Below are 12,205 nucleotides of genomic sequence, written 5' to 3'. Positions count from 1 at the left end.
GTAGAAGGACTATTTCTTATTAGAATTTCGTAATATTGCATTTTATAAGAAACATGGATGCCATTTGGTTGTATGCTGCTTATTGGGAAAGAATACTAAAAAATACTGAAATAAATAAGATCATGAAAAAGATTTGCCTTCTTCTCTTTTTGCTTTGTGCTTGCATTGCTCAAGCACAAAATGCTTATCGCACAAACAAAGATATATCTTATGTCTCTGGCTCCGAAACGGACACCTATCGTCTGGAACGTTGTAAACTGGATATTTATTATCCTGAAAACAAGAAGGATTTCTCAACTATCGTTTGGTTTCACGGTGGTGGTATGGAAGGTGGAAATAAATTTATTCCCAAAGAATTGAGAGAACAGGGGTTTGCAGTAGTGGCGGTGAATTACCGTTTGAGTCCGAAAGCAAAGAATCCGGCTTACATCGAAGATGCGGCTGAAGCTGTGGCATGGGTTTTCAAGAATATTAAGAAGTATGGTGGTCGTAAGGATCACATTTTTGTTTCCGGTCATTCTGCGGGAGGCTATCTTTCGTTGATTCTGGCAATGGATAAAAAGTACATGGCAGCATACGGAGCAAATGCCGATAGTGTAGCTGCTTATCTTCCGGTGAGTGGTCAGACGGTGACACATTTCACTATTCGCAAGGAACGAGGTTTGCCTGACGGTATTCCGGTGGTTGATGAGTATGCTCCGGTAAATAAGGCCCGCAAGGAAACTGCTCCTCTCGTGTTGATTACGGGGGACAAGCATCTGGAGATGGCGGCAAGATATGAAGAAAATGCGTTGTTGGAAGCTGTCTTGAAAAGTATAGGTAACGAGAAGGTGACTTTGTACGAAATGCAAGGATTCGATCATGGTCAAGTACTTGGCCCGGCATGTTATCTGATTGCAGATTATGTGAAGAGATTCAAATAATATAGTTATAATAAGAATAGATTGGAAGATGAAAACACGCAGTGATGCTTTTCAGTTTGGGAAAGAATTGGATTGGGAGAAACCGGCTCCGGGAATCCGCCGCCAGATAATGGGGTATGACGGGCAACTGATGATGGTGAAAGTGGAATTTGAGAAAGGTGCCGTCGGTTCTATGCACCAACATTATCATAGCCAGGTTACTTATGTTGCAAGCGGTAAGTTTGAATTGACCATTGGAGATCGGAAAGAAATTCTTTCTACAGGTGATGGTTATTATGTGGAACCTGACCAGCCTCATGGATGTGTTTGTCTGGAAGCAGGTGTATTGATTGATACATTCAGCCCTATGAGAGCTGATTTCTTAATATAATATCTAGCAGGAAGTCAGATATATGTGGTATGAATTTACCACATATATGGTATTTACCCTGAACAGAATCCGCACTATCTTTGTCATATATTAAAACAAGAGAAATTTAAAACAGATATATATGGAAAAGATAGCAAGAAAATTGACGGATTTGGTGGGTAATACTCCGTTATTGGAACTTAGTAACTATAATACAAGTAACGACCTGAAAGCTCGTCTGATTGTAAAGATTGAATCTTTCAATCCGGCAGGAAGCGTGAAGGACCGTGTAGCATTGGCTATGATTGAGGATGCAGAAACGAAAGGAATTTTGCATCCCGGAGCAACTATCATTGAACCGACCAGCGGGAATACCGGTGTGGGGTTGGCTTTTGTTTCGGCAGCTAAAGGCTATAAACTGATTCTGACGATGCCCGATACCATGAGTATCGAACGGCGTAATCTTCTGAAAGCTTTAGGGGCGGAATTAGTATTGACTCCTGGTGCGGATGGTATGAAAGGAGCCATTGCCAAAGCTGAAGAACTGAAGGCGGTCACTCCGGGAGCTGTCATCTTACAACAATTTGAGAATCCTGCTAACCCTGCCATGCATTTACGGACTACCGGTCTGGAAATATGGAGAGATACCGAGGGGAAAGTCGATATCTTTGTGGCCGGAGTAGGTACTGGCGGGACAGTTAGCGGTGTAGGGGAAGCGCTGAAGATGCGTGATCCGAGTATAAAGATCGTGGCAGTAGAACCTTCTGATTCTCCGGTACTATCGGGAGGTAAACCAGGTCCGCATAAGATTCAGGGAATCGGTGCAGGGTTTGTTCCTAAAACGTACAAGGCTTCTGTCGTAGATGAAATTATTCAGGTGCAGAATGACGATGCCATTCGTACGAGTCGTGAATTAGCCAAACAGGAAGGTTTGTTGGTAGGCATATCTTCAGGAGCAGCCGTATATGCTGCTACGGAACTGGCGAAGCGACCGGAAAATGCCGGGAAAATGATTGTTGCATTATTACCCGATACAGGTGAACGTTATTTATCTACCATTTTGTATGCTTTTGAGGAATACCCTTTGTAATAATGCCGCTTTCCTTCAGATAAAAACAACCGCTCCTTTGGGCTCAAACGATTGTCTTTTTGTTGTAGACATACGGTCGTTTGGATCAAGAGGAGCGGTTGTTTAAATTTGGTTGAACAGCTGTTAGAGGCTGTTCAGCCGGTTAGATGATAATTTGAATTCACCACAAAGTAACGCAGTGTCTCATAGAGTTATTGTCGGGAGTGTATACATTAATAATGCGCATTTACTTATAAATGTCTACTTATAAGTAATAGTCACTACTTGATTTCCGCATTGCATACGGAAATCCCCTTGTTCCAGTACCCATTGCCCGTCAGAATTGACAAAAGCCAAGTCGCTGCCTTTGATGGATAGAGTGACAGTTTGGGTTTCGCCCGGTTGTAGTTCCACCTTTTTGAAGGCTCGTAACTGGCGGTTTTCGGGAGTAAGCGAAGCCACAAGATCACTGCTGAATAGCATGACAACTTCTTTTCCGGCATATTTACCGGTATTGGTTACATCTATGGAAAAGTGCAAATCATCTCCTGTGGTAAACGAAGATTTGTCCGTTTGGAAGTTGCTGTATTCGAAAGTGGTGTAGCTCAATCCGTATCCGAAAGGCCATTGAACGGAGACTACTGCATTGTAGTCGTAAGCTCCTTCCATTTTGTCCATCTCTTCACTCACCCGATAATCGTAGGTAGTCAGTGCTGCTTCGTGTCGCGGATATGTGTAAGGCATCTTGGCACTGGGGTTCACGTCTCCTGCCAGAATGTTCGCTAATGCATCGCCACCATAGTTTCCGGGTAATAGAATGTCAATAACAGCATCAGCCAATGGCTCCAACTCGTTGATAATGCGGGGACGACCCTCATTGAGTATCAGGATGATCGGTTTTCCCGTAGCGGCAAGTGCCTTTACCAGTTTGCTTTGGTTGGCAGAGATGGTAAGTTCGGAAAGATTACCGGGTGTTTCGCAATATGAATTTTCACCGATGCAGGCGATAATGATATCCACGTTGCGGGCGGCGGCCACAGCTTTCTCAATCTCCGGTTCATTTTCTTCCATGTAGGCACCTTCGGGTTTGTAGGTTACGCCCTGTTCCAGACGGACATGATCGGCTCCGAATTTGTTGCAGATTGCTTCGTAAATGGTGTTATATTTGTCGGCAAATCTATCGGTCAGATGTCCTTGCCACGAATAGCTCCAACCGCCGTTCAAGCAACGCATAGAGTTGGCGTTCGGACCGGTTACCAGTAGCTTTTTCCCTTGAGGAAGCGGAAGAATATTATCTTTATTTTTTAGCAATACTTCCGATTCTTCGGCTGCATGAAGTGCGATAAGTGCATGCTCCTTGCTGCCGAAGAGAGGATAATCTTTCAATAAAGTGTTCGGATGATCGAACAGACCCAGACGGAATTTAAGTCTAAGCACCCTGCGGACGGCATCGTCAATACGGCTCATGGGCACTTTCTTCTCTTGCACTAACTCTTTTAGTAGTGTACAATAATTGAGATCATACGGTTCCATAGCCATGTCTATACCTGCATTGATTGCCATTTCGATGGCTTCTTTTTTGTCCGCCGCCACATGTTCGCGGGTATAAAGATTGTTGATGTCCGCCCAGTCGGTGATTAACATTCCGTCCCATCCCAAGTCTTCTTTCAGCCATTGTGTAAGGAGTTCGCGGTCGGCGTGCACAGGCTTTCCGTTGATGGAACCACTGTTGACCATTATAGTCAGTGCACCAGCTTCCACACAAGCCTTGAACGGTGCAAAACATTTCTCACGCAGTTCGGAAACCGATATATAAGCCGGTGTGCGGTCTTTACCGGTACGTGGCATGCTGTATCCCATGTAATGTTTCACGGAGGTGGCGATTCGGTCGGCGGGAATATGGTTAGGATCATCTCCTTGGAAGCCTCGGACGGCAGTGCTGCCCATAATGGCATTGACTAAACAGTCTTCTCCATAATTCTCCCATACACGCGGCCAACGGGGATCACGTGCCATATCGACGGTGGGGGAGTATGTCCAGGGACAATTGCTAGCCCTTGTTTCATAAGCCGTTACACGTGCTGCTTCGTAGGTCAAATCCGGATTGAAGGCAGCACCCATATTGATATTTTGAGGGAAGAGCGTGCCGCCCAATGTATAGGTAGTACCATGATTCTGATCCAGGCCGTAGATACATGGAATACCAATCTCCGTCATCGACAGTTCTTGTATTCGACTGATAATCTCGTTCCACTTTTCAGGGCTTTGTGCTACCGGGCCGGGGGCATTGAGGAACGAACCTACCTTATATTCAGCAATCGCTTTATGGAGTTTTGCCTCGTCCAATTGGAATTCTCCATTTATCGTCTCTCCTAATACATCAATAGCAAGCTCGGTCATTTGCCCTATCTTGGCGTCAAGGTCCATCTTTGATAGAAGCTCTTCCACTTGTTGTTCTATTTTTGCGTCTTCAGGAATGGCAGTGGGAACTGCCTGTTTGGAACAGGCAGTCATTGCGATAGATGCGGTCATTAATATAATATTTCTTAGTTTCATTATGATTTGTTTTTAAGTAGCATCGTTTATGTAATCTGTCATTCAGAGGGATTTAACCCGAAGAATGACAGATACTTATGGTATGAATGATTTTTAAACTTACTTAGGAACATTATTTCACGGTTACCAGGTCTACATAATAGCCATGACCCGTACATAAGAATCCGTCTTCAGTTTGAATCTTATTCAGTATCTCTTGTGTCAGTACCAGTGTGTATTCACCGTTTTCCGTAAATTCTATCTTATCTGCCAGGCCAGTCCACCAACCTGTGGCAAGTTGCATCTGATGATATTCGGCAGTTGGTTCTATGGAGTAGACTACTTTCAGTGTTGATCCGGCTGTGATACCGGCAAACACATCTTTTGGAATCAGACCGAAACTCTTGTTGGGGTCACCGTCCGGCTTATCCCACGAAACGTAATGGTGTCCTGACCAAAGCGTTATTTCGGTAGATACGGTCACAGTCTGTTCGGTAGTCGTAGCATTGTCGTTCAAGAACTGCACAGCCTCTCCGCTACGGGTTTTGCCTGTCAGCGTATAGCTTCCATCAGACAAATCCGGACAAGTCAGCGTAACTTCCGTAGAAGATTGATTGCTGAATTGAGACACCGTCTGTCCGCCGATAGTTAGAGAAGCGATGTTTTCAAGATTGATACCGGAAATGGTCCAGTCCACGTTGGCAGTAGCCCGGTTAGCCCCCGAAATGACAAGGGAAGCATTGGTCACTTTCACCATGTCGGCTCCATATTCATTGCCGGCGGCATCTTGCAGAACGATACGGTAATCGCCTTCGCTTACGCCTGTCGGAACGATGTATTCCAGATAGTTCCCGTCTTCCGATTCAACATAAGTAGGATCGGTGATCGTGTTTCCTCCCAAGAGGATGGCTGTTACGTTCTGTAAATTACTGCCATATAAACGGGCAGTCTTACCGGGAGATACAATTCTCTCAAAGGCTACTTCTTTAGATTGAGGGTCATCAGCCAACGGATTGACCACCACTAATCCTTCACGGGAAGTCTTCTTCCCTTTCACAGTTTCCACTTCTATTTTCAAATTATACGTACCGGCTTTCAGACTACGGTTGATTTCTTTGTCGGAGTCGGTACCCGATTCTACTTCCTGCCCGTCAATGAACCAGGTTACTGTGGTGTAATCTTTCGGAGTCACGGTCAGCGCAATGGATAAGTTCGCATCCCGGCTGATGTTGGCGAATGTAGCCAATTGGCCGTTCGTCCTGTCAGGAAATACCGGGTCAAGGATATGCGGATCATCATTTTCCGTCACCGTAGCGAACGGTTCTTCCTCGGTGCATGCAGTAAATGTGGAGCCTACAGCGAGTAGGGCAAATAGTGCAATATATATCTTTTTCATAATGGATGATTGTTTAATAGTTAGTTTTCAGTATCCCACCACAGAAGGCTGTGCCAATTATCTGTTCCTCCCATGCGCTCGATGGCTTCATTGTAGCTTTTCTTATTATAGGAAGATTCCAATACAGGATAGCAGAGACGTACCGGAATTTCCGTTCCACCGGTGAGATATTGTCCGAACCCATATTCTGCCGGTGATTTCAACTTCGGATAACCGGAACGACGCACGTTTGCCCAACATTCGGCAGGATTGGTGAAGTGAAGAATCCAGGCCTGTGTATTGATAGCTTCAAGTTTCTGATTGTCCGTATGTCCGAACGTCCCTCTACCTTGAATGAATGCATCAAACTCTGCATCAGTAGTAGCCGTGCAACCGTAGTTGTCTGTCAGGAAATCCATAGCTGCACGCACTCCTTGCTTGTAAAGATCTTCTGCCGACACACTGCCGACATTCCATTTTTTCACGGTAGCTTCCGCCATCAGGAATTTCACTTCTGCAGAGGTCATCACTACGCCCGGATTGTCGCTTTTTAGGAAATTATTGGCAAGTTTGGGTTCCACTTCACGAGCCATAGTTACCGTAACAGAAGGGTTGTTAACGGCTAATTCCTTACAAATATCGCTGTCGTATCCTGTAGGCCATGGCTCCCACGAGTAGGCACCCGGGTTGCGCGGACTGAAATCAATCCCTTTTTCAATCATCTCCTGGGTGATGTCGACACGATTGTCGGGACTGGTGGCACTCATCAGCCCGTCATAATAACAACGGGAAATTTTGAATGTACGAGGGTCACCGGATTGGCGTAGCTGATTAAAGAAAGTGGAGCAGAGGTAACTTGGATTATTAGCGGGGTCGTTGCCGAACAATAACTGTGACAATGAATTTCCGCGATAATCAGAGTAAGCTTCTTGTCCGAAACTAAATGCGATTGTCATGTATTTGATGAGCGCATCGCTTGAGGCGTCCGTTATCACACCCCCATTGGCAGCTAAAGCATTTTCAAATTCCGTTTGTGCCTTTGTAGGATTGACATTGGAGATTCGCATGGCAAAACGTAGGCGAAGCGAGTTTGCCAGTTGTTGCCATTTAGTTACATCACCGGCATAGATGAGGTCACCTGTCACTTTATCTTTGGTCGGATCGATTTTATTGACGGCATCTTCCAGCTCCAGAAAGAAAGCGTTGTAAATATCTTCCTGTTTGTCATACTTCGGATTGAACTTTCCTTCGAGGAATCCCAGGCCGGCTTCACTGAAAGGAGCGTCTCCGTAAGTGTCGGTGATGATAGACATAAGATAAACCCGATAAATGCGGAGCACAGAGTTGATGTTCACTTTCTCTGCATCTTCGGCTGTGCGATATTGAGCATCAATGATATTCTTCAGGGATTGAGTGTAGAACGATGTCCAGATACGGCTCATTTCATTATTATCTAGCGTATGGCGTCCGCCGTAGTTGGTGGTGTTCCAACATCCCATCAGTTGTTGGGTGAATGCATAATGGTAGTTACGGTAGATTTCCATCATACTAAGGTCTCCGTACGTTTGCAGTTGGGCAGTGGTGAGCTGCGCATTCGGGTCGATGGTAGCGGCCTTGGAAGGGTCGGTATTCATGTTTTCCATGTATTCATCGCTGCAAGAAGCGAAAAACAGGGCACATGCCATCGTGATGATTGTGATGTATTTAGATTGTCTCATGATATATCTTTTTAGAATTTCACATTTACATTAAAACCATAGCTTCTGCGTGAAGGCAACGAACCGTATTCAAGTCCCATACCGGTGGTATTGTTGTAGTTGGAATCCGGGTCGATATTCGGGATATTCTTCCATACGATGAACGGATTGCGGGCAACGAACGAAACGGTCAGTCCGCTTACTACATTCTTCAGCCAGGATTTGGGTACATTATAACTCAACGTCAGTTCACGGCATTTCACGTATGAGTTGTCGTAAATAAACATAGAAGGTGCATTACGGCAAACGCTCATCCAGTAGTCTTCCGGATTGATGTAGATGTCGTTGGGGCGATACGTTCCATCACCGTTGTCGATGACACCCGGAGCAACGAATCCGCCTGTCGGCTTCCAGTTATCGGCTCCTTTCGCAATGCCGGCTGCTAATCTTTCTTCTTCCGAGCGATACCAGGCGTCGCGTCCTGCCAATGTTTCCGGACTTTTACCCGATTCGTAAGCAGCACGGGCAGACATAGAATAGAGGTCGGCGCCCACTTTCACATCGAATACCGCTACCAGCGAAAGATTCTTGTAGGTAAAGTTGGTGAGTAATCCACCTGTCCAATCCCAAGAGGCATTCCCCAATACGTGGTTGCTCTTGTCATATTGCGGCAGACCGGTTTGCGGGTCAATCAGAATATCTCCCTTTTCGTTCCGTTGGAAGTCCGGGCCTACAATAGAACCAAAGTTCTCGCCTACCTTAGCGGCCACCTGAACGTCGAGCCAAGATGCTTTTTCCAGTTCAAACATATCCGATTCGCCATCCAGTTCTTTTACTTTGTTGCTGTTCTTGGAGAAGTTCAGATTAATGTCCCAGGAAAAATCGCGTGTTTGAATCGGTCGTGTGCTAAGGGCAATCTCAATACCTTTGTTTTCTATCTTGCCGGCATTAATCAAGCGATAGTTATAACCGGTTGTCCAGGAACTTGCCATTCCCATAATCTGGTTTTTACTGATTTGAGAATAGTAGGTGAAATCCAGCCCGATACGGTTCTTCAGGAATTTCAATTCCAATCCCATTTCCACGGAGTTTGTTTTGGTTGGTTTCAAGTCTTTGTTGGGGATGGTTCCGTTATCGATATATCCGATGGTATATCCGGGATAAGCATATTTGGATTTCGTATAGACGAGTCCCAATTGATAAGGATCGGTATCGCTACCTACTTGCGCCCATGACATACGCACCTTTCCGTAAGGCAGGAGGTCGCCCAGTTTTGTCAGCTCGGAGAATACAAAGCTGCCGGAGAAAGAAGGATACACATACATGTTGTTGCCAGTGGGTAGGGTAGACGATTGGTCGCCACGCAACGTAGCATCGAGGTAAAGCATGTGTTTCCATCCCACGTTCACTGCTCCGTAAACCGAATTAATCTGCTTGCGGTAACTGCCGGGCACTACACTGATCTCGTTGAAGCTCGTCAATGAAGGGACATCGCGTATCTTCATGTCTTGAGCGGTGGTAACGGTGGTCTGGTTGTTCACCTTATATACATTGCCGCCCAGCGTAGCGTTGAAATCGAAATCACCCCAATGGTTGTTGTAGAGAGCCAACACTTCAAAGTTGTACATGCGGTTGCGGAAAGCACTGTTTTGAAGTCTTCCGGCTTCGAATCCGGGAGTGGTAGGTGCTTTGTAATCATCGAACGTGAACCAGTTGAGTTCGGCACCCAGCGTTGCCTGAAGTTTCAGATGTGGGTCGATGTTCCATACGGCCTTGCCGTTCATGCGGAACAAGTCTTTCTTGGATTTATTGAAGTTCTTATAGATATCCCAGTACGGATTCACGTTGTAGGGATCCATGCCGTTCCAGTTGGAATATTCGCCGTCGGCAGTCTGATAGGTTTGCAACCATTCCTGATCGTAGGTGGTGGCAAGGGTCATCAGGTTTTTACCGATATTGGACTTGCTGTCGCCCAGAGCCGGACGGTTCTTCACGTCTTCCCGTGTATAGTTGACGCTGAAATCCAGGTCTACCTTTCCTGCAGACGTATTGGCGCGCAGGTTGAAAATGTCACGGCTCATGTGCGTCTGGGGAACAATGTCTTTATTGCGCATATCCGTATAGGTAAAGCGAATTCCGGTTTTTCCGCTGTTCACACCTATGATGGCGGAGTTGGTGGCGGTGATACCCGTGCGGAAGAAGTTGGACGTATTGTCGGGGACAATGAGGAAAGGGCGTTCTACGCCGTCGAAATACTTCAGCATGTTTGAACCGTCCGCTTTGGGACCCCAACTTTTGTTTGTGTTGGATATGGCATCATAGCTATAAGTACCGTTGCTTCCCATACCGTATATCTGTTGCACTTCGTCCCATTTGGCAAGTTGGGTATCGAAAGTCAGTGTTCCGTTATATTCCACGCTGATTTTATCCTTGTTGGCTCGCTTGGTTGTAATCAAGATAACACCGTGGCTGGCACGGCTACCATAAAGTGCGGACGCCGCAGGGCCTTTCAATACCGACATATTTTCTACGTCATCGGCATTGATGCTCGAAATACCGTCGCCCAAGTCGAAGCCTCCGTTTGTGCCGGCACTGCCGAAATTAGTGTTGTCCAAAGGTACACCGTCCACTACATAAAGAGGCTGGTTATTGCCGGTCATTTCGGTACTGCCTCGTAGAATAACGCGCGTAGAACCGGAAGGACCACCGGCGGTCTGGCTGACTACCAAGCCCGGCACACGTCCTGCCATGGAGTTGATAAGATTCGTTTCTTTCGCTTTGGTCAAGGCTTCACCTTTCACTTCATCAATGCCATAGCCCAACGCTTTGCGCTCTCTCTTGATGCCAAGGGCGGTGACTACCACTTCATCCAATGCTTTGGCATCCTCTTTCAAGGTGATGTTCAAAGGACCTCTTCCCGCTTTTACTTCTTCGGATTTATAACCCACGTAGCTGACAACGAGCGTAGCTCCCGCTTTTACATTCAAACTGAAATTTCCATCCAGATCGGTAATCGTTCCGTTGGCAGTTCCTTTCTCCACTACGGAAGCCCCAATGATGGGACCTGTGGCATCGCTCACTTTTCCGGTTACCTTGTTGCTTTGTTGTTGAATAGCCTGGGAACTTGGTTCCGTTGCTGCATACACTTGCTGGAAACTTCCCGCCATCCAAAGGGCGAGTGTTCCGCAAAACAGTAGATACTTACATTTTTCCATATTCATAGCATGTATATTTAAGATTCCTATAATATTTTCACCCAGTCGATGTACATATTCACTTTCTGACCGTCTTTCAGGCCCGTCAGTTTATTAATATCGGTAATTCCTGTAAACGCACCTCCCACGGCGAGGTTGAACAGGATGTAGAAGTTGTCATGAAAGTATGTGTTCGAGCTAATGTCGAACGTATGAAACTTGACGTTGTCGATGGATATTGTCAGGTTGTTTTCATCCCAATCCAGAGAGTAGGTGTGATAATTGCCGTCTTGCAGGCTGTTGGCAACATTGGCTTTGTAGTATTGCTGTTCGTGAGCCGCTGCGCTAGGGCCATAGTGAATGGCGGTGTTCACTTGTTTTTCCGAATCGCCCGCAGCCATTCCGCTCTGTTCTCCCATTTCCATAATGTCGATCTCCCCGCATGCCGGCCATTCTTTGTCGTTATCTCCCATCATCCAAAACGCAGGCCACAGTCCGCCGTTAGTCTTGGGAAGCTTGATACTTGCTTCTATCTTGCGATACTTGAAACTCTTTTTCCCTTTTGAATTGATCCTGCCGGAGTAAATTTTATTCCCTTTGCGTTCGGCGGTAAGAATCAGAACCGATTTATCCCCGTCCTTTCCAACCGATACATGAGCGGCATCGTATGCCTGTAGCTCTTGGTTGGTCCAACCGGGTTCATGAGTTTCTTTCGTCCATACTTTTTCGTCGAAAAAGTTGAAATCGTCTTTAAAAAGAATGTCTTGTGGATTTTCCTCCGGTTCCGTTCCAACAGAATCCGACGAACAGGATTGTTGCGCGAAGCAAACGGATAAAAATAGGAATAGTGCTACTTTTTTCATCGTTTTAGCATTTTAAAGGTTAAACGTAATATGTGCTTTATACTTGTAAAGCTTGGTGCAAAGATGCTAATATCCGGCTGAAACGATGGTCAGATTGCTGACATATTAGGTTTGATTGCTGACAAATCTGCTGATTTTTATCGAACGGACGTTATCTTACCCATTCTTTTTCAAAGATTGTTGCTATACAAGAATGAGGT

General features: G+C 45.8%; 8 protein-coding genes. 3 read left to right on the top strand and 5 right to left on the bottom strand.

The features are described from left to right. The first annotated feature begins 122 nt into the window (after positions 1–122). From BXY_RS10565 to cysK, 3 genes are all read left to right on the top strand, one after another. Positions 123–923 carry an alpha/beta hydrolase gene (locus BXY_RS10565; RefSeq protein WP_134993142.1) on the top strand — a complete coding sequence of 267 codons (801 nt, stop codon included), beginning with the start codon at positions 123–125 and terminating at the stop codon, positions 921–923. Between the two features lie 28 nt (positions 924–951). Beyond that, positions 952–1,293: a cupin domain-containing protein gene (locus BXY_RS10560; protein WP_015531865.1), complete on the top strand. Its 342-nt coding sequence runs from the start codon at positions 952–954 to the stop codon at positions 1,291–1,293. Between the two features lie 121 nt (positions 1,294–1,414). Then, the gene (gene cysK / locus BXY_RS10555; protein WP_009040328.1) at positions 1,415–2,362 is read left to right on the top strand and encodes a cysteine synthase A; all 948 of its coding nucleotides are present in this window, start codon (positions 1,415–1,417) and stop codon (positions 2,360–2,362) included. 240 nt (positions 2,363–2,602) lie between these two features. Here cysK and BXY_RS10550 read toward each other — a convergent pair whose 3' ends face one another. The 5 genes from BXY_RS10550 to BXY_RS10530 form a co-directional block, all read right to left on the bottom strand. Further along, positions 2,603–4,897: a glycoside hydrolase family 3 N-terminal domain-containing protein gene (locus BXY_RS10550; RefSeq protein WP_134993141.1), complete on the bottom strand. Its 2,295-nt coding sequence runs from the start codon at positions 4,895–4,897 to the stop codon at positions 2,603–2,605. 112 nt (positions 4,898–5,009) lie between these two features. Further along, positions 5,010–6,272 (bottom strand): hypothetical protein, encoded by a 1,263-nt coding sequence (locus BXY_RS10545; protein ID WP_015531863.1) that lies wholly within the window; start codon positions 6,270–6,272, stop codon positions 5,010–5,012. A 20-nt stretch (positions 6,273–6,292) separates the two neighbouring features. After that, positions 6,293–7,969, bottom strand: a complete 1,677-nt coding sequence (locus BXY_RS10540; protein ID WP_087323543.1) for a SusD/RagB family nutrient-binding outer membrane lipoprotein — start codon at positions 7,967–7,969, stop codon at positions 6,293–6,295. Between the two features lie 11 nt (positions 7,970–7,980). Then, positions 7,981–11,169, bottom strand: coding sequence for a SusC/RagA family TonB-linked outer membrane protein (locus BXY_RS10535; RefSeq protein ID WP_015531861.1), 3,189 nt, complete (start codon positions 11,167–11,169; stop codon positions 7,981–7,983). Positions 11,170–11,189: 20 nt separating this feature from the next. Next, positions 11,190–12,005: a glycoside hydrolase family 16 protein gene (locus tag BXY_RS10530; protein ID WP_004307778.1), complete on the bottom strand. Its 816-nt coding sequence runs from the start codon at positions 12,003–12,005 to the stop codon at positions 11,190–11,192. Positions 12,006–12,205: the final 200 nt, after the last annotated feature.

Origin of the sequence: Bacteroides xylanisolvens XB1A, from assembly GCF_000210075.1 — a bacterium.
Taxonomy (GTDB): domain Bacteria; phylum Bacteroidota; class Bacteroidia; order Bacteroidales; family Bacteroidaceae; genus Bacteroides; species Bacteroides xylanisolvens.
The sequence above is the reverse complement of the archived record's forward strand: the minus strand, read 5'-3'. Positions and strand labels throughout refer to the sequence as shown.